Origin of the sequence: Rhodococcus sp. O3 (assembly GCF_048897285.1) — a bacterium.
GTDB lineage: Bacteria > Actinomycetota > Actinomycetes > Mycobacteriales > Mycobacteriaceae > Rhodococcus.
Genome location: NZ_JBMBTE010000049.1, coordinates 1 through 19,236, shown reverse-complemented (window position 1 = coordinate 19,236; position 19,236 = coordinate 1). Strand labels below are relative to the sequence as shown.

Genomic DNA, 19,236 nt, shown 5'->3' with positions numbered 1-19,236 from the left:
CCGCTCCGCATGTCCGTCACGTCCACGCTCGCCCGGATCCCGGCGGGCGGTACCACCCGATCACGTCCCCCCGTCGCCGTGGCAGTCCCCGCGGCACTGATGGTCGTGGCCTCGCTGATCCCGCTCGGATTCGTCGTCACCGGTGTCGTCGAATCCGGGTGGGACAGCATCCGGATACTCGTCTTCCGGCCCCGTGTCGGGGAGCTGCTCGTCGACACCGGCCTCCTGGTGCTGATCACCGTGCCGCTGTGCGCCGCGATCGGCGTGGCCGCCGCCTGGTTGGTTGCCCGCACGACCCTCGTGGGTGCCCGCTGGTGGGCGCCCATCCTCGTGGCGCCGCTGGCGATCCCCGCGTTCGTCGACAGCTATGCGTGGGTCACCGTCGTTCCGTCGCTGCACGGGCTGTTCGCCGGTGTCCTGATCACCACGCTGGCGTACTTCCCGCTCGTGTACCTCCCGGTGCTCGCCACGCTGCGCCGCCTCGACGCCGAGATCGAGGAGTCGGCGCGGGCATTGGGCTGCGGACCGTGGGCGGTCTTCGTCCGGGTGGTGCTGCCACAGCTGCGGCTCGCGATTCTCGGCGGCTCGCTGTTGGTGGCGCTGCATCTGCTCGCCGAGTTCGGTGCGTTCTCGATGATCCGGTTCGACACCTTCACCACCGCGATCTACGAACAGTTCCAGGCGACGTTCGACGGCACGGCCGGCACGATGCTCGCCGGGGTGCTGGTGCTGTGTTGCCTGGCGGTGCTGGTGCTCGAAGCGCTCGCGCGGGGCCGGGCGCGGTACGCGCGCCTCGGCTCCGGCACCGGGCGCACCGCGACTCCCACACCGCTGGGATGGGCGCAGTTTCCCGCCCTGGCGTGTCTCACCGCACTGCTCGCCGCAGCGATCGGAGTGCCGCTGTACGTGATCGTGCGCTGGCTGGTGCGCGGCGGCACCGCCGCGTGGGACGGTGCCGAGCTGCAACGCGCCCTGCTACAGACGCTCGGCTACGGGGTGGTGGCCGCGGTCGCGACGACGGTGCTGGCCTTCCCTGTCGCGTGGATCGCGGTGCGGTTCCCCGGCCGGTTCGCGAAGGTCGCGGAGGGCTGCAACTACGTCACGAGCTCGCTGCCCGGGATCGTGGTGGCGCTCGCCCTGATCACCGTCGGCCTGACGTATCTGCCCGGGCTGTATCAGACGACGACGATGGTGATCGTCGCCTACGTGCTGATGTTCGTGCCCCGCGCACTGGTGAACGTGCGCGCCGGGCTGGCCCAGGCTCCCGTCGAGCTCGAGGAAGCCGCCCGGTCCCTCGGCGTCCGTCCGGTTTCCGCGTTCCGCCGGGTCACCCTCCGCCTCACCGCCCCCGCGGTCGCCGCGGGGATGGCACTGGTGTTCATCGCGGTCTCCACCGAACTGACCGCGACGCTGATGCTCTCCCCCACCGGAACCGCAACGCTCGCGACCCGGTTCTGGTCGGCGAGCAGCGAACTCGACTATGCCGGGGCCGCGCCCTACGCGGCGATCATGGTGATCGTGTCACTGCCGGTCACCTATCTGTTGTTCCGGCAATCACAGAAAGCTGCAGGGATATGAGCGGTCTCGTCGTCGACGCGGTACGCAAGTCGTTCGGCGCGGTCGAAGTGCTGCACGGCGTGGATCTCACCGTCGCAGCGGGAAGCACCACGGCCGTCGTCGGATCGTCCGGATGCGGAAAGACGACCCTGCTGCGGATCATCGCCGGCTTCGAACATCCCGGCGGCGGCAGCGTCCGCGTCGGCGGGACGGTCGTTGTCGACGGCACCCGGTTCGTGCCCGCGCACCGGCGCGACATCGGATACGTCGCGCAGGACGGCGCGTTGTTCCCGCACCTGACCGTGGGACGCAACATCCTGTTCGGTTTGCCGTGGCGCGAGCGCCGTTCGCGGAATCGGGTGCGGGAACTGATGGAAATCGTGTCGCTGGACCCGGATTTCGCGGATCGGCGGCCCGACGAGCTGTCCGGCGGGCAGCAGCAACGTGTGGCTCTGGCCCGCGCACTGGCACGCCGGCCGAAGCTGATGTTGCTCGACGAACCGTTCACCGCGCTCGACGCCTCGCTGCGCGCCGGCATGCGCCGGTCGGTCGCGAAGCTTCTCCGCGAGGCCGGGGTGACGACGGTCCTGGTCACCCACGACCAGGAGGAGGCGCTGTCGTTCGCCGATCAGGTCGCGGTGATGAAACAGGGACGGCTCACCCAGGTGGGGGCACCGCAGGACGTGTACACCCGGCCGACGGACCTGTTCACCGCGAACTTCCTCGGGGACGTGGTGATCCTGCCCGGCCGGATCAGCACGGCGGGCATCGCGGACTGCCCGCTCGGCGCGGTGCCGGTACCGGCCGACTCCCCCGAGGGCGAGGTTCGGGTCCTGCTGCGCCCCGAGCAGATCGTGGCGACCCCCGCGAACGGCAGCGCCAACGCCGTCGTGCTGGAACGCGAGTTCCTGGGCCACGATTCGATGCTGCAGATCCGTTTGACACCGACACCGGACACCCGGTCCCGCTACACCTCCGAGGCCCCGCACGGCGTGCTCGCAGTACGTCAGACCAGTGTCATCGCTCCCGGCATCGGCGCGCACGTGAGCCTGCACGTTCTCGGGGAGGCGGTGGTGCTGCCCCGTTAGCCCGCCCTCGTGCACGGTTTCGGTAGCGGCCGCTACCGAAACCGTGCACGGGTCAGGGGCGGACGGGGGCTGCGGCGCCGACGAGCGCCACCATCTCGTAGCCACCGGGGTTGGTCTGGATCGGGATCTGCTTCCAGTTGTTGGCCACCCACACGTTGCCGGCCTGATCGACCACGATGCCGGTGTTGCGGGTCAGTCCGTCGAACCCGTAGCCGGTGCCGTCCGGCGAGATGGGTGCACCGGTGGTCGTGCCGGGCCGGCAGCCCACGACCCGCACACCGCAGAACTGGGACACCGCTTGCCCACCGAAGTTCGCGACCCACACGTTGTCGTTGCCGTCGACGGCGACGCCCCACGGTGCGCGCAGACCGCCACCGGTGAGCGGTGCCGGGGTGAGCAGTTCGCCGCGCGCCCCGATCCTGGTCAGCGTCCCGTTCAGTTCGGGTGTCAGAGCCGGGTCCGGGCACGGGATGCCGACCGTGCGCGAGTTCGAGACCCAGGCGGTCCCGGCGCTGTCGGTCGCGACCCCGAGCGGTTTGTCCAGGCCTCCCCCGGCAACGGGCGGCGCGATCGGGGTGCCGTCGGGTCCGAGCACGGCGACCGTATCGCTCCCGTTCCCCGTGACGAAGACCGTGCCGTCGGTGCCCTCGGCGAGGCCGAACGGTTTGGTGACCCCGAGGTCGGTGAGCTGCCGCGCCGAACCGGGATCCCCGCCGGGGTAGACGGTCACACTGTCGTTGCCGCAGTTCGCGAACCACACGTCGCCGCTGCCGTGGACGAGGGTGCCCTGCGGCCAGCTGATCCCGCCCTGCGTGAAGCCCTCGTCGGGCGAGAGCGCGACGCCGTCGGACGAGAACAGCGACACGCTGTTGTGCGGCGGCTGATCCTGTTCGGGACAGTCCGGAACCGGCGCTGCGAAACCGAAGTTCGCGACCCACACGTTTCCGTCGTCGTCGATGTCGATGCCGAACCCGGCACCGCTGAGCCCACCGCCGGTATAGGGCGAACCGGGGAAGTACTGTCCGGTCGGAGTCAGCTTCATGAGGTTGTTCGCGCCGCACACCGCGACCTCGGTGCCGGGAGAGTACTCGTAGTTGTTCGTCACCCAGATGTTGCCGTCGTCGTCGACGGCCATGTTGCCGGGACCGTCGAGGGAGTGTCCGTCACCGACGAACCGCAACGCGAGCGTCCACGCGCTCGGCGGCAGCACCCGGTCCGGGCCGTAGGGCGACGGGCCGGCCTTCGACAGCGCGAACAGCTCGATCACGCTCTGCCACGGGTGGCGGGCGGTGTTCACCATCGCCTGCCAGGTGTCTGCGGCCGCTCCCCGCCCGGGCACACCCGCCAGGTTCAGCAGTTGATCGCACACCACCGGGACCGCAATGCAATTGGCGATCATGTCGGCGAGAGATCCGAAGGTGCCCAAGGTTTCGGTGTCCGGGCCGTTGGGCGAGGTCGCGAGCACTGCACCGACCTCCCCGCTGACGGGATCGGCGAGGTTGCGCGCCATGCCCGCGGCGTTCGGCAGGCCCGGCGCACTACCTTCGATGCGTCCGCCGTCCGTGAACTGGGCGAGCCCGAATCCGGCGGCCACCGTCGTCCGCTCGTTGATCACGACGTCAGCGGAGAGCCCGCCCGCCCCGATCCCGCCCGCTCCGAGCACGCTCGCCAGCGTCACGCGGCGATCCCCCGGGTTCGTGGCGACCGCGTACACCACCGGTGTGCCCGCGGGCGCGGTGTAGTCGATCGTGAAGGCGCCGTCCGGACCGGACCGCGCGGTGCCGAGGGGTGCGGGGACGCCCGAGGCGAACAGGGTGACGTCGTAGCCGGCGAGCGGCGCGCCGGCCGTGAGCACCCGCCCGCGCAGCGTGCCGTCGGCAGCGGAGGCGGGGGTCGCCGCCACCACGGACCAGAGGGTCGCCACGACCACCGTGACGAGGATTGCGCACTGACGCCTGAAACCACTCGAACCACTCATGGGAAAGTTCCTGTCGGGGTGTCTGAGTGGTGCAATCGTGACACAACCGACATCGCTCGCGTGCAGAATTCGGCGCCCCGTGCTCGCGATCGACGGCGACCGACATTCTGTCCGCCCGACCCGACGAACCCCTCACAAGGGGCGTCGGGGCATACTGGGGACCTTGTGCCCTGAGCGAGGAGGAATACCGGTGAGCGACGACCTGTCCGCCTACCGCAGCGAGTTCGCCCGCATCGAGAAGAAGGTCGCCGGTGAATTCCGTGCCGGTCGCCGGCAGTGGGTGCTCGCCGGATGCGCGCTCGTGCTGGTCGTCGCGTTGCTCCTGCCCCAGACCGAGAGCGCGGCGTCGTGGACCGTGCTCGCCGGCTGGTTCGGTGCGGACGCGCCGGTGACGGTGCCGATGCGTCTGTTCGTGACCCTGGCGACCGTGTTCGGGGTCGGGATCTCGAGCGCGGCACTGTGCCTGCGCCGGTGGCGCCTGGCGGCGGCCGCGATGCTCGGTTCGGGCCTGTCCTCGCTGTTCGGTCTGTTCGGATACTGGTCGCAGAACGGGATGGAAACGTCGGCGCCGCATTCGCCGTCGTTCGGGATGATGCTGGCCTGGCTCGCGATGGTCGCGCTCACCTCGCAGTGGCTGCCCGTCGTGCTGAGCAAGTCGCCCACCGATACCGGATCTCGCCCGGCGGTCCTGTTCGCGCAGCGATAGATTCGGGTCAGGCTCGCCGCAGCAGGTAGGTGTCCATCACCCAGCCACGCGCGGCCTTCGACCGCGACCGCGCGGCCTCGATACATGCGCGGACTTCGGACAGACGTCCCGCGACGAGTTCCTCGTCGGACGTACCGAGGTTCGCGCCCCACCAGATATCCCATTCCCCAGGAAGTTCCGTGCACGTGAGGTCGCCGTCGAGCATGACGACGAGGTTGTCGCCGCCCGCCGCGACGTCGCGTGCCAGGCGGCGACCGGTCGTGATCGTGACCGGACCACCGATCCTGTTGAGCACCAATCGATGCCGCGCGGCGAGCATCTGCACGCTGCTGACGCCGGGGATCACGTCGTAGTCGAGGTCGACGACACCACGGTCGCGGATCCGTTCGACCACGCGAATCGTGCTGTCGTACAGGCTCGGATCGCCCCAGACGAGGAACCCGGCCGTCTCGCCGTCGCGTACCCGTTCGCGGAGTACCGTCTCGTAGACCTCCGCGCGGGCGGCATGCCAGTCCCGCACCTCGTCGCCGTACCGTTCCGGTGCCCGATCGCGGGGTGGGTCCGGAACGACGACGATCCGGTGGTCGCCGGTGATGTGCCGTCGGCAGATCTCCTCGCGCACCGACACCAGATCGTCCACGCCGCGTCGCTTGTCCGCGACGAGGAACACGTCCACCTCGTTGAGCGCGTGCACCGCCGCGACCGTCAGATCGTCGGGTCCTCCGGGGCCGATCCCGATGAGGCGCACCCTCATCCGCGGTCCTCGAGGTCGCCCTCGACGTCGAGGTAGGCCTGCTGCAGCGCCTGCATCGTCGACGGGTCCGGCTCGGCCCACAGCCCGCGATCGGCCGCCTCGGTGAGCCGTTCGACGATTCCCCGCAGTGCCCACGGGTTCGCCTCGCGCAGGAACTGCTGATTCTCCGGGTCGAGGGCATAGGTCTGCGCCAGGGTCTCGTACATCCAGTCGGCGACGACCCCGGCGGTCGCGTCGTACCCGTAGAGGTAGTCGACGGTCGCCGCCAACTCGAACGCGCCCTTGTAGCCGTGCCGGCGCATCGCCGCGAGCCACCGCGGATTGACCACGCGCGCCCGGAACACCCGTGCCGTCTCCTCCGACAGCGACCGGGTGCGCACGGCGTCCGGCGTCGTCGAATCACCGATGTATGCCTTGGGGTCGCTACCGGTCAACGCACGCACGGTCGCGACCATGCCGCCGTGGTACTGGAAGTAGTCGTCCGAGTCGGCGATGTCGTGTTCGCGGGTGTCGGTGTTCTTCGCCGCGACCGCGATGCGCCGGTAGTTGGCGCGCATGTCCTCGGCGGCGGGCTCGCCGTGCACGTTCCGGCCGTACGCGAATCCGCCCCACGCGGTGTACACCTCGGCAAGGTCCTCGTCGGTACGCCAGTTTCCGGAGTCGACGAGCTGCAGGATGCCCGCACCGTAGGAGCCGGGTTTCGACCCGAAGATCCGCCGAACCGCGCGGTCCGGGTCGCCGTGCTCCGACTCGTCCCGCTTGGCATGGGCGCGAACATAGTTCAGGTCATCGGGCTCGTCGAGTGCTGCGACCGTGCGGATCGCGTCGTCGAGCATCCCGATCACATGCGGGAAGGCGTCGCGGAAGAACCCGGAGATGCGGACGGTGACGTCGATGCGCGGACGGCCGAGTTCGGCGAGCGGAACGACGGTCAGCTCGCGCACGCGGCGGGATTCGGCATCCCACTCCGGCCGGACACCGATCAGGGCCAGGACCTCGGCGATGTCGTCGCCCGAGGTGCGCATCGCGGAGGTTCCCCACACCGACAGTCCCACCGACCGCGGGTAGCTCCCGGTATCCGCGAGATAGCGTTCGACCAGCGCGCTCGCGAGAGCGACACCGGTGTCGTAGGCGAGGCGGCTCGGCACGGCCTTCGGGTCGACGGTGTAGAAGTTGCGTCCCGTCGGCAGCACGTTCACCAGACCACGCAGCGGTGAGCCGGACGGCCCGGCGGGGACGTAGCCACCGTCGAGGGCGTGGAGCACGGCATCGAGCTCACCCGTGGTCTTCGCGAGCCGCGGCACGACCTGCTCGGCGGCGAAGGTGAGTACCCGAGCGACCTCGGCATCGGTGTGCCCGAGCACGGATTCCACGGTGGACGAGGTGGTTTCGGGGTTCCACCCGCCGTCCTCCATCGCCTGGACGAGCATCCGGGCCTGCGCCTCGACGGCGTCGACCTCGGTCAGCGGCGCATCGGGTTTCAGACCCAGCGCGGCGCGCAGACCCGGCACAGCGTGCGATTTTCCGCCCCACACCTGGGCGGCCCGCAGAATCGACAGCACCAGATTCATCCGCGCCTCGCCCACGGGGGCACCGCCGAGCACGTGCAGTCCGTCGCGGATCTGGGCGTCCTTGACCTCGCACAGCCACCCGTCCACGTGCAGCAGGAAGTCGTCGAACTCGGTGTCGTGCGGCCGGCCGTCCAGACCGAGATCGTGGTCGAGTTTCGCGGCCTGGATCAGCGTCCAGATCTGGGCCCGGATCGCCGGGAGTTTCGCCGGATCCATCGCCGCGATGTTCGAGTACTCGTCGAGCAACTGCTCCAGACGTGCGATGTCGCCGTAGGATTCGGCGCGCGCCATCGGCGGGATCAGGTGGTCGACGATTGTCGCGTGCGCGCGCCGCTTGGCTTGCGCGCCCTCGCCGGGGTCGTTGACGAGGAACGGATAGATCAGCGGCAGGTTGCCGATCGCGGCGTCCGTCGCGCACGCCGCCGACAGCCCCGCGTTCTTTCCGGGCAGCCACTCCATCGAACCGTGCTTACCGAGGTGCACGACCGCGTCGGCCTCGAATCCGCGCTCCACCCAACGGTATGCGGCCAGGTAGTGGTGGGACGGCGCCATGTCCGGATCGTGGTAGATCGCGACCGGGTTCTCCCCGAATCCGCGAGGCGGCTGAATCATCAGCACCACGTTGCCGGCCCGCAGGGTCGCGAGGACGATGGCCTTGTCGTCGCCTTCCCCGTCGACGAACAACGACCCGGGCGCCTCGCCCCACGCCTCGGTCATCGCGTCGGCCAATTCCGCGGGCAGGTCCTTCGTCCACTCGCGATACCGATCCGCGGTGACGCGCACCGGATTACCGGACAGCTGGTCGGCCGTGAGCCATTCCTCGTCCTGACCGCCGGCGTCGATGAGCGCGTGGATCAGGGCATTCCCGGCTTCGGTATCGTCCGCGAGATCCATGCCGGGAAAGCCCTCACCCAGGTCGTAGCCCTGCTCGCGCATCGCCCGGAGCAGACGGATCGCCGAGACCGGCGTGTCCAGACCCACCGCGTTTCCCACGCGTGAATGTTTCGTCGGATAGGCGGAGAGCATGATCGCGATGCGGCGCTCCGCGGGCGGCACGTACCGCAGTCGCGCGTGGGCGACCGCGATTCCCGCGACCCTGGCGCAACGTTCGGGGTCGGTGACGTACCGCGGCAGGCCGTCGGCGTCGAATTCCTTGAACGAGAACGGTACCGTGATGATCCGGCCGTCGAACTCGGGAACCGCGATCTGGGTGGCCGAATCCAGCGGGGAGACACCGTCGTCCGAGTCGGCCCAGTTGTCGCGACTCCAGGTCAGGCACAGCGCCTGCAGGATCGGGATATCCAGCGCGGCCAGTGCCGCGACGTCCCACGCCTCGTCGTCCCCGCCCGCGCCGACGGTCGCCGGCCGGGTGCCGCCGGCGGCGAGCACCGTCACCACCAGCGCGTCGAGGCTGCCGAGTTCGGCGAGCAGATCGTCGGGTGCACCGCGCAGCGAGGCGCAGTGGATCACCACGGCCTGCGCTCGGCCGGTCGCGTCGATCGCATCCGCGAGATCGTGTGCGAATCGGACGTTTCCGCTGGTGTGATGGGCGCGGTAGAACAGCACCCCCACCCTCGGCAAGCCGCCGGTCGCAGGCGCGGGACGTTCCGCGACACCCCATTCGGGCAGCGCCGCGGGGGCTTCGAAACCGTCGCCGCCGAGAAGCACGGTGTCCGACAAGAATGCATGCAACTGGGCCAGATTCGCAGGTCCGCCGTAGGCCAGATAGCGGTGTGCTTCGGCCGCGATCCCGATCGGCACGGTCGAGTAACCCATCAGTTCACCGTCGGGGGTTTGCTCCCCACCCAGGACGACGACCGGGACCCCTTGTGCGAGAACACGGTCGAGCCCGTCCTGCCAGGAGCGCGCAGACCCGAGGATCCGCACGACCACCAGGTCGGAGCCCTCCAGCAGCGCGGGCAGCGCGGCCGGAGCATCGCCGGTGAGGTCCAGGCGGGACGGATTGCCGACCACCCAGTCCGCGCCGCCGGCCCGCGCCGACAGCAGGTCGGTGTCGGACGTCGACAGCAACGTCAGGCGCGACACTGCGCGCCCCGGAACAGCACGAATACAGCCATGTTCAGTCTCCAAACCCTCGTGGACCTCGCGTGCCGTGGCCGGTCTCCTGGCTGACGGATCGACGCTGTTCGGCCGACCTTCCCGGAGGTGACTCCAGTGGTCTCCGCACCGGCGAACCGGCACGGACGAGGGCGAACAACTACCCGCTCACAGTGGCGAGGGCCGCGCCGGTTTCCCACCGGCTTCCCGAGCACCACGGCACGCCGAGCCTAGCGCACGATTTCGGCAGGTGTGCAACCATGTGCGCCCATGACGGACCATTCGGCCGACCATCTCCCTCCGGATCGCTGCCCCGGCCTGCTGCGGCCGCACCTCGCCGCGGACGGCGCACTGGTGCGTGTTCGCGCCCCGGGCGGGCGTCTTCCCGACGGTGGCCTGCGGCTTCTCGCGGCGGCCTCGCGCGAACTCGCGGACGGCGACGTACACCTCACCTCGCGCGGAAACCTGCAGGTCAGAGGTGTCGTCGTCGACGAGCGCGGCGGCGTCCCCGACGGCTTGATCGAATCGGTCGCGAAGGCCGGGTTTCTCCCGTCGGCGACCCACGAACGGGTCCGCAACATCGTCGCGTCCCCCCTCTCGGGACTCATTGGAGGGTCCGCGGATGTACGTCCCCTCGTCGGCGCACTCGACGCTGCGCTGTGCGGCGAACCGGCCCTCGCCGACCTGCCGGGACGGTTCCTGTTCGGTGTCGACGACGGCCGCGGCGACGTCACCGGTCTCCGGTGCGACCTGTCCGCCAGGGCACTCGATCCGGAACGGATGCGGATCGGGATCGGTGCCCTGAGAGGACCGGTCGTCCCGATCGCGGACGCGGTCCAGGCACTGGTCGACGCCGCGCTGAGGTTCGTCGCGATCCGTGAAACCCGCTGGAACGTGCGGCAACTGCCCGGTGAGGGCCGCGAACTGGGTGGTACCGTACCGCTCCCCGGCCCGGATCCGTACCGAATGCCGTACGGGGTCCTCGACGGCGCGGTGTCCGTCCGGGTGCCCCTGGGCATCCTGACGCCGTCGATGGTCGCGGCACTTCCCGACAGCGGTGTGATCGTCACGCCCTGGCGCGGACTCGTCCTTCCCGCCGACACCGACGTGGAGGCGCTCACGGTTGCGGGATTCGATGCTGCCGAGGATTCGCCGTGGTCTCGGGTGTCCGCGTGCACCGGCGCACCCGGGTGTAGTCTCGCCCGCAGCGATACGCGAGAAGCGGCCCGACGAACCGTCGCAGGCCCGGCCCCTTCCCGGCACGTCCACATCGTCGGATGCGAACGTGCCTGCGGCGCACCATATTTTCCCCATACCCTCGTCGTCGCCAGGAGTTCCATGTGATCGAGACACCCCCACCCCGCCGGTACGAATACGAAACCGACGGCGCCGAGATCTACGTCCGCTCGTTCGCGACGATCCGCGCCGAGTCCGACCTGTCGGGGATCCCGGCCGACGCGGAGAAGATCGCGGTCCGGATGATCCACGCGAGCGGCCAGACCGACCTGACCCGCGATCTGGTCATCCATCCCGGACTGGTCGGGGCGGCACGGAACGCGCTGAAGTCCGGTGCCCCGATCCTCACCGACGCGAACATGGTCGCCTCCGGAGTGACCCGCAAGCGGTTGCCGGCGGACAACCCGGTGCTGTGCCTGCTCGCCGATCCTCGGGTGCCGGACCTCGCCGAACGATGGGGCACGACCCGGTCCGCGGCAGCGGTGTCGCTGTGGGCCGAGCATCTCGGGAACGCGGTCGTCGCGATCGGCAACGCGCCCACCGCCCTGTTCCACCTGCTGGAGATGCTCGACGCGGGCGCCCCGCGGCCGGCCGCCATCGTCGGTGTGCCGGTCGGCTTCATCGGTGCCGCGGAATCGAAGGAAGCCCTGATCGAACACGAACTGCAGATCCCGTTCCTTGCGGTCCGGGGACGACGTGGCGGGTCGGCGATGGCGTCGTCCGCACTCAATGCACTGGCGCAGGAGAAGGAATGAGCACCGGACGACTCTACGGCGTGGGTCTCGGCCCCGGCGATCCCGAACTGATCACCCGCAAAGCGGCGAGGCTGATCGGCGAGGCCGACGTCATCGCGTACCACTCCGGCACCCACGGCCGGTCCATCGCGCGATCCATTGCGGCCGAACTCATCCCGGACGGCGCACTCGAGGAACCGCTGGTGTATCCGGTGACGACCGGCACCACCGACCATCCCGGCGGGTACGACGGAGCCATCGCCGACTTCTACGACGACTGCGCCGGACGGCTCGCGGCGCATCTGGAAGCCGGCCGGACCGTCGTCGTGCTCTGCGAGGGCGATCCGTTGTTCTACGGCTCCTACATGTACCTGCACGACCGGCTCTCGGATCGGTTTGCCGCCGAGGTGATTCCGGGCGTGACGTCGTTCTCCGCCGCAGCTTCGGCAGCCGCGGAACCGCTCGTACGACGCACCGACGTGCTCACGGTCCTGCCCGGCACCCTGCCCGAACCGGAACTGGCGCGGCGCCTCGCCGACACGGACGGTGCCGTGATCATGAAGCTGGGCCGGACCTTTCCCGCCGTACGCAACGCCCTCACCCAGGCCGGCCGGCTCGACGACGCCGTCTACGTCGAACGCGCATCGATGGGCGGCCAGCGCATCGCACCGGTTGCAGAGGTGGATGCCGATGCCGTGCCGTATTTCTCGGTGATCCTGGCGCCCGGCGACCGGGCGCCGCGCAATCGTGAAACCGCAGACCGCTCCCGGCCGGAGATCGCGCCGAAGCCTGAACCGTCTGCGGTGCAGGAGTTGCTGGTGATCGGGCTGGGTCCCGCCGACGCGCGGTGGCTGACGCCGGAGGCGTCGGCGGCACTGGCCGACGTGGATCACGTCGTCGGGTACGGACCGTATGTGGATCGGGTACCGGTTCGTCCGGGGCTGCAACGTCATTCGAGCGGTAACACCGTCGAGGTGGACCGCGCGCGCTTCGCTCTCGAGCTGGCGCTGACGGGTGAGAAGGTGGCGGTCGTGTCCGGTGGCGACGCGGGCGTGTTCGGCATGGCGTCGGCGGTGTTCGAGGCCGCGCAGGACGACCGCTACGCGGAGGTTCCGGTCCGGGTGCTGCCCGGAGTATCCGCGATCCAGGCCGTCGCCGCGCGCGCCGGCGCCCCCATCGGTGGCGACTTCGCGGTGATGAGCCTGTCCGACCGGCTCAAACCGTGGCCCGTCATCGAGAATCGCCTCGTCGCAGTCGCGCAGGCGGATCTGGTCCTCGGCATCTACAACCCGGCGTCGCGGTCGCGCACGACACAGGTCGCCGACGCCAAGGCGGTGCTGCTGCGTCACCGCCCGGACGACACCGTGGTCGTCGTCGGCCGGGACGTGGGCCGGCCCGGGGAGTCGCTCGAGGTCACCACGCTCGAGAAGCTGGATCCGGCGTCGATCGACATGAAGTGCCTCGTGATCGTCGGCGCCGCAGGTACTTCGGTGACTCCATCCGGTGCCGTGTGGACGGCCCGGTCCGTGCGGTGAGCGCCCGGAGAGGTCAGAGCGCCGGGTCGTCGATGACCGCCTGGATGAGCGCGCCGTAGGTGTCGATCAGCCGACGGCTCTCGATGACGTCGGGGGTGACGAGTTCGAAGGTCCGCAGCCCGCTGGCCAGCCCGAGGAGCAACGTGACGACGAGCCGTGCGCGTACTTTCTCCGGGGTGTCCTCACCGATCACGGTCGCGATGCGCGGCACGAACCGCGCCGCCATCTTCGCGCGTGCCTCCTCCCGGTCGGGTGCTTCCTGCAGCAGGAACGGCGCCATCGCCCAGAATTCGAAGTCGCCGGAATCGCGGCGTTCGACGAGCGCCCGGGCCATTCGGTAGCCGAGCGGCTCGGCGGACTGGTCGGGTTCGCCGACGTTCGGTGCGTCGGGGACCGCGGCCTCGAAGAGCTGGGCCTTGCTGCCGGTCAGCTTCATCACCAATGCCGGTGAGACACCGGCGCGTTCGGCGATGTCGCGGATCGTCGTCGAGGTGAATCCGCGTTCGGTGAACAATTGCCGCGCGACGTCGAGGATGACGTCGCGCGTCGTCCGGTCGGTCACGACGCTGCCCGGACGGATTCCGGGGTGGACACCTGTTCTGCGCGGGCACGAGCAGTTTTCGGAAGGAACACACCGGCCAGGGTAGCCAACAGGGTCGCGGCGGCGGCGACGGCGAACGTCGCGACGAACGCACCGCGCCCGGGCAGGGTCTGTCCCGCGGCGTCGATGGTGATCGCGGTCAGCAGCGCGGCGACGACGGCGCTCATGCCCGACGAGCCGATGGTTCGCAGAAGCCCGTTGACGCCGTTGGCAGCGGCGGTTTCGCTCAGCGGCACCGAACTCATGATGAGCGTCGGCATGGTCGCGAATGCCACCGCGTTGCCGATACTCCCCAGGACACTGCCCACGATGATGAGCACGACGGTGTCGTCGAAGGTCATGCGGAAGGCGTAGGCGAAGGTCATCAGGACGGTCGATGCGACGAGGGTCGTGCGGGCACCGAAGCGTTGGGTGATCCGGGCCGAGGCGGGCGAGAAGATCATCATGGCGATACCGCCGGGCACCATACACAGGCCCGCGGTCGCGGCGCTGAGCCCGAAGCCGAATCCGGTGGCGTCGGGGAGCTGCAGTTGCTGAGTGGTCGCCAGGGTGTTGGCGTACGCGGCGAACGAGACGAACAGGCCCGCGATGTTCGTGAGCAGTACCGGGCGATACGTCGAGACCCGCAGATCGACCATCGGTGCCTTCGCGCGCAGTTCGTAGGGAACCCACACGGCGAGCACGACGACAGCGGCCGCGAGGCTCAGCAGGATGCGCGGACTGGTCCAGCCCCACGCCGGTCCCTTGGAGATGCCGAGCAGCAGCGCGACGAGCGCGAGCGAGAGCAGGACCGCGCCGACGACGTCGAAGCGGCCGCGCGTGCCGGTGACGCCGGCCGGAACGAAGATCAGGATGCCGGTCAGCAGCAGTGCGCCCGCGGCGGCGGAGACCCAGAACACCGAGGCCCAGCCCATGCGGTCGAACAGCAGGCCCGCGACCGGCAGACCGAGTGCGCCGCCGATGCCCATCGTGGCGCTGACCAGGGCGACGGCGGCAGCCACCTTCTCGCGTGGGAGCACGTCGCGCAGGACGGCCATCGCGACCGGGATCAGCGCGGAGGAGAAACCCTGGAAGCCACGGCCGACGAGAACAGCGACGTAGGTGCCGCCGAAGGCGGCGATCAGGGAGCCGAGCACCATCATCGACAGGGACAGGATCATCATCCGGCGCTTGCCGTACATATCGGCCGTGCGCGAGACGATGGGCGTCGCGACCGCGCCGGTCAGCAGCGTGATCGTGACGAGCCAGGTGGCGTCGCCGTCGCTGACGTCCAGGATGCCCGGCAGGTTCGGCAGCAACGGGACGACAAGGGTCGTCTGCAGGGCGACGACGAGCCCGGCGAGGCTGAGCAGGGCTGTGACGGCGGTACCGGACCGTACCGGCGCGGGGGTGCCCTCCGAAGGGCTCGGGTGATCTGGGGTCACGGTCTTCTCCATCGCTCACAAGGGGTGAACGATGTTCACCGCGGCTTAGTGAACGTCGTTCACCCCTTGCCGTCAAGAGCGCCCCCGGTCCAAGTCGGGTCCGACATGGCAATTCCCACTCTCCAATCAGGAGAATGTGATTGACATCTCATTCGAGCCGGTGCTAAACAAGTGCTCAGCACACAGCGATCTCGACCGTGCAGCGTCCTTTGTTTCGTGCGAAGTCCGAGGTGACGAGTGAGCGTGACCCCCACAGTTCCGTCCTGCTACGTCGGTGCCCGCGTTCCCCGTATCGAGGACCCGCGGCTGCTCACCGGAGCCGGGTTGTTCGTCGACGACGTGACCCGCCCGGGCATGTTCCACGCGTGCTTCGTCCGCAGCCCGATTCCCCGCGGCAGAATCCTCTCGATCGACACCAGGGAAGCCGAGGCACTCGACGGCGTGCACGCGGTGTTCGTCGCGTCCGACCTGAACCCGCGCGTCCACGAGCAGAAGTACGCGCTCGACGGTCCGTTCATGCCGAGCCTGAACTGGCCGCCGCTCGCCGAGGACGAGGTCCGGTTCGTCGGCGACCCGGTCGCGCTCGTCATCGCGCGCGACCGCTACATCGCCGAGGACGCCGCCGAACTCGTCGCCGTCGACTACGACGCGCTGACCCCCGTCGTCGACTACACGACCGCCGACACGAACGACGAACTCGTCCACGCACAGTTCCCCGGCAACAACGCCGGCGGCATGGCAATCCCGCCGTCCGAGGAACTGCTGCGTATCTTCGACGAGGCTCCGCACGTCGTGAGCCGGACCGTCCACCAGCAGGCCTACATCGCGGTGCCGATGGAGACACGCGGCATCGTCGCCGAGTGGACGAAATCGACCGGGGAGATGACGATCTGGGCATCGACCCAGGCACCGCACGAGGTCCGCGGATTCTGCGCGCGACTGCTCGGCATCGACGAACACCGGGTGCGCGTGCTGATGCGCGACACCGGCGGCGGATTCGGCCAGAAGGTCGCGCCGCAACGCGAGGACATCTGCATCATGCTCGCGGCGACGCTGTTGCCGTTCGCGGTCAAGTGGATCGAGGACCGGCAGGAACACATGATGTCCGCGGGCATGGCACGGGAGGAACACGGAGAGGCCCGCATGGCGTTCGACGCCGACGGCCGGATCCTCGCCGCCACCCTCGACCACGTGCAGAACGTCGGCGCCTACCCGGTGCCCTCCCCGATCACCGCCGCGTCCGCCGTCGGCATGCTCTTCCCCGGACCGTACCGCGTCCCCGCCGCGACGTTCAGCCTGAAACTGCACTACACCAACACCGTCGGCCGGGTCGCCTACCGGGGGCCGTGGCAGTACGAGTCGATGGCACGAGAAGTGCTGCTGGACAGCGCGGCCCGGCGCATCGGCCTCGATCCCGTCGAACTGCGGCGCCGGAACATGTACAGCAGCGACGAGTTCCCGGTCGCGGCACCCACCGGCATGCCGTTCAGCGATGTCACCCCCCGCGAAACGTTCGAGCAGGCGCTGTCCATGCTCGACTACGACGCGTTCCGCCGCGAACAGGAGCAGGCCCGCGCCGGGGGCCGCTACATCGGCGTCGGCACCTGCACCTATCTCGAACCGACCGCCGGTGCCACCCCGTACCACAGCACCGAGGGCGCGACCATCCGCATCGAACCGTCGGGCAAGGTCAACGTCTACGTCGCGGGCGGGTCGTCGGGCAACAGCATCGAAACCACCGTCGTCCAGCTGACCGCCGACGCGCTCGGCGTCGCCCTCCCCGACGTCAACACCATCCAGGGCGACACCGCGGTCACGCCGTTCGGTGCCGGCACGGGCGGCAGTCGTTCGGGGGCGATGACCGCCGGCGCGGTCGGTGAGACCGCGTCGGTGCTGCGGGAACGCATCCTCGCGATCGCCGCGCACCGTCTGGAGGCCGCCCCGGAGGACATCGAACTCGCCGAGAGCCGCGCGACCGTCCGCGGCGTGCCCGGAGCCGGGCTGTCGCTGCAGGAGATCGCGGACATCGCGTACTTCCAGACCGAGACACTGCCGCCGGGTGTGCCCCCGGGGCTGGAGGCGAGCGGTCGCTACCGTGCCGAGCAGATGATGATCTGGGCCAACGCGACGCACCTGTGCACGGTCGAGGTCGACATCGCGACAGGTGCGGTGAAGTTCCTGCGCTACATCGTCAGCGAGGACTGCGGCCCGATGATCAACCCCAACGTCGTCGAGGGCCAGATCTGGGGTGGCACCGTGCAGGGCATCGGCGGCGCCCTCTACGAGCACCTGGCCTACGACGAGACCGGCAACCCCGTGACCACCACGTTCATGGACTACCTGCTGCCGACCGCCACGGAGGTCCCCGACATCGAACTCGGGCACATCGAAACACCGGGCCCCGGACCCGGCGGCCACAAGGGCGTCGGCGAGGGCGGCGCGATCGGATCGTCTCCCGCGGTCGTCAACGCGGTCGCAGACGCCCTCTCCCCCTTCGGCGTCGAGATCTCCCGACTGCCGCTGACCCCGTCGACCATCGTGTCGATGATCGAGCAGGCCCGGACGGTGACGGCATGAAACCGGCAGCATTCGACTACCACGCGCCCGCCACCGCCGAGGAAGCCGTCACACTGATCAGCGAACTCGGTGACGAGGCGAAGTTCATCGCCGGCGGGCAGTCCCTGATGCCGATGCTCAACCTGCGGCTGGCCGTGTTCGAGCACCTCGTCGACCTGCGCCGCGTGCACACCTTGCGCGGCATCGGGGTTCGTGGCGATTCGGTGTGGATCGGCGCCGGCACCACGCACAGCACGGTCGGCCGCTCCGAGCAGGTCCGATCAGCGGTGCCGCTGCTGTCGCGCGCGACCCCGCTGATCGGTCACTTCCAGATCCGCAACCGCGGCACGATCGGCGGGTCGATCGCCCACGCGGACGGTGCCGGCGAGTATCCGGCCGTGGCTCTGACGCTCGACGCCGAGATCGAGACGCTGTCGCCCGGCGGCACCCGCACGATCCCCGCGTCGCAGTTCTTCACCGGCATGTGGAGCACCGACCTCGCGGAGGACGAACTGATCACCGGCATCACGTTTCCCGTCGCGCCGGCTCGCAGCGGCTACGCGATCGAGGAGTTCACCCGTCGTAGCGGCGATTTCGCGGTCGCGGGTGCGCTGGTCGCGTTGACCCTCGCCGAGGACTCCACGATCGAACGGTGCGCGATCACCACGTTCGGGCTGGGCCCCACCGCGACCCGCGCGACCGTCGTCGAGCAGGCGGTCACCGGCGCGGTTGCGGCAGAGCAGGATCCGGAGACGGTGGCCCGGGACGTTCTCGACGGTGTCGAGTCGATCTCCGAGGATCTGCACGGTCCGGTCGAGTACCGCAAACGTGTCGGCACGGCAATGGTGGCGCGCGCATGGCAGCGCGCCGTGGAGGAGGCAACGCATGGCTGACGTCGACATCGAGGTCCGGATCAACGGCACGCGCTTTCGTCGCACCGTGCCTCCGCGACTGACCCTCGCCGACTTCCTGCGCGTCGACTGCGGTTTGACCGGGACACATCTCGGATGCGAGCACGGAGTGTGCGGCGCGTGCACCGTGATGCTCGACGGTGAAGCGGTCCGCGCGTGCCTGGTGTTCGCGGTGCAGGCCGACGGCTCCGAGATCACCACCGTCGAGGGGATCGCCGAACCCGACGGCACGCTGTCACCGGTCCAGGACGCGTTCCGTGACCATCACGGTCTCCAATGCGGCTTCTGCACACCGGGTTTCGTCGTCACCGCGAGCGCCTTTCTGCGGGACAATCCGTCCCCGACGGACGACGAGATCCGGGAAGCGCTGTCCGGGAACATCTGCCGCTGCACCGGCTACCAAGGAATCATCGCGGCGGTCAAGGCGGCCGCGGGCGGGGTCGCGGTCGACGACGGAGCGTAGGGCCGAGGACAGAGGCCTGGACTTCCCTCCCGTCTCCGAGCGAAGGGTACATTCACTCGATCGA

Annotated in this window: 14 protein-coding genes and 1 riboswitch; of the genes, 9 read left to right on the top strand and 5 right to left on the bottom strand. The window is 69.6% G+C overall.

Features of this window, described 5'->3' with window-relative positions; genetic code table 11:
* The first annotated feature begins 9 nt into the window (after positions 1–9).
* Entirely contained in the window at positions 10–1,578 is a 1,569-nt protein-coding gene (locus tag ACN675_RS15395; protein ID WP_420751665.1) for an ABC transporter permease, read from the top strand.
* Positions 1,575–2,645, top strand: a complete 1,071-nt coding sequence (locus tag ACN675_RS15390) for an ABC transporter ATP-binding protein (protein ID WP_420751664.1) — start codon at positions 1,575–1,577, stop codon at positions 2,643–2,645. Before ACN675_RS15395 ends, ACN675_RS15390 begins: the two co-directional genes overlap by 4 nt.
* 52 nt (positions 2,646–2,697) lie before the next feature.
* Here the strand turns inward: ACN675_RS15390 and ACN675_RS15385 are convergent, their stop codons facing one another.
* A complete protein-coding gene (locus ACN675_RS15385; RefSeq protein WP_420751663.1) occupies positions 2,698–4,575 on the bottom strand; it encodes an NHL repeat-containing protein in 1,878 nt (625 codons plus the stop codon).
* 238 nt (positions 4,576–4,813) lie between these two features.
* On the opposite strand from ACN675_RS15385, the gene ACN675_RS15380 reads away from it, so the two are divergent.
* The gene (locus ACN675_RS15380; RefSeq protein WP_420751662.1) at positions 4,814–5,329 is read left to right on the top strand and encodes a hypothetical protein; all 516 of its coding nucleotides are present in this window, start codon (positions 4,814–4,816) and stop codon (positions 5,327–5,329) included.
* A 7-nt stretch (positions 5,330–5,336) separates the two neighbouring features.
* On the opposite strand, the gene cobF is transcribed toward ACN675_RS15380, so the two are convergent.
* Together cobF and cobN are read right to left on the bottom strand one after the other, a co-directional pair.
* Complete coding sequence (gene cobF / locus ACN675_RS15375; protein ID WP_420751661.1) at positions 5,337–6,083, bottom strand: precorrin-6A synthase (deacetylating); 747 nt, start codon at positions 6,081–6,083, stop codon at positions 5,337–5,339.
* On the bottom strand, positions 6,080–9,700 hold the full coding sequence (gene cobN / locus ACN675_RS15370; protein ID WP_420751660.1) for a cobaltochelatase subunit CobN: 3,621 nt from the start codon (positions 9,698–9,700) through the stop codon (positions 6,080–6,082). Before cobN ends, cobF begins: the two co-directional genes overlap by 4 nt.
* Positions 9,701–9,751: 51 nt before the next feature.
* Positions 9,752–9,956, bottom strand: a riboswitch (cobalamin riboswitch).
* Between the two features lie 26 nt (positions 9,957–9,982).
* Here cobN and ACN675_RS15365 point away from each other — a divergent pair.
* Genes ACN675_RS15365 through ACN675_RS15355 form a run of 3 tightly spaced genes read left to right on the top strand, consistent with a single transcriptional unit; the run spans position 9,983 to position 13,217 of the window.
* Complete coding sequence (locus tag ACN675_RS15365; RefSeq protein ID WP_420751659.1) at positions 9,983–11,056, top strand: cobalamin biosynthesis protein CobG; 1,074 nt, start codon at positions 9,983–9,985, stop codon at positions 11,054–11,056.
* Complete coding sequence (locus ACN675_RS15360; RefSeq protein WP_420751658.1) at positions 11,053–11,703, top strand: precorrin-8X methylmutase; 651 nt, start codon at positions 11,053–11,055, stop codon at positions 11,701–11,703. The genes ACN675_RS15365 and ACN675_RS15360 overlap by 4 nt, the downstream gene beginning before the upstream one ends.
* Positions 11,700–13,217, top strand: a complete 1,518-nt coding sequence (locus ACN675_RS15355; protein ID WP_420751657.1) for a precorrin-2 C(20)-methyltransferase — start codon at positions 11,700–11,702, stop codon at positions 13,215–13,217. The genes ACN675_RS15360 and ACN675_RS15355 overlap by 4 nt, the downstream gene beginning before the upstream one ends.
* A gap of 13 nt (positions 13,218–13,230) precedes the next feature.
* Here the strand turns inward: ACN675_RS15355 and ACN675_RS15350 are convergent, their stop codons facing one another.
* Positions 13,231–13,779, bottom strand: a complete 549-nt coding sequence (locus ACN675_RS15350; protein WP_420751656.1) for a TetR family transcriptional regulator — start codon at positions 13,777–13,779, stop codon at positions 13,231–13,233.
* Positions 13,776–15,242 carry an MFS transporter gene (locus tag ACN675_RS15345; RefSeq protein ID WP_420751655.1) on the bottom strand — a complete coding sequence of 489 codons (1,467 nt, stop codon included), beginning with the start codon at positions 15,240–15,242 and terminating at the stop codon, positions 13,776–13,778. The genes ACN675_RS15350 and ACN675_RS15345 overlap by 4 nt, the downstream gene beginning before the upstream one ends.
* Positions 15,243–15,485: 243 nt before the next feature.
* On the opposite strand from ACN675_RS15345, the gene ACN675_RS15340 reads away from it, so the two are divergent.
* The 3 genes from ACN675_RS15340 to ACN675_RS15330 are packed head-to-tail and all read left to right on the top strand — an operon-like array spanning position 15,486 to position 19,172.
* Positions 15,486–17,819, top strand: coding sequence for a xanthine dehydrogenase family protein molybdopterin-binding subunit (locus tag ACN675_RS15340; protein ID WP_420751654.1), 2,334 nt, complete (start codon positions 15,486–15,488; stop codon positions 17,817–17,819).
* Positions 17,816–18,691: an FAD binding domain-containing protein gene (locus ACN675_RS15335; RefSeq protein ID WP_420751653.1), complete on the top strand. Its 876-nt coding sequence runs from the start codon at positions 17,816–17,818 to the stop codon at positions 18,689–18,691. The genes ACN675_RS15340 and ACN675_RS15335 overlap by 4 nt, the downstream gene beginning before the upstream one ends.
* Positions 18,684–19,172, top strand: coding sequence for a (2Fe-2S)-binding protein (locus ACN675_RS15330; protein ID WP_420751652.1), 489 nt, complete (start codon positions 18,684–18,686; stop codon positions 19,170–19,172). The genes ACN675_RS15335 and ACN675_RS15330 overlap by 8 nt, the downstream gene beginning before the upstream one ends.
* The last annotated feature ends 64 nt before the right edge of the window (positions 19,173–19,236 follow it).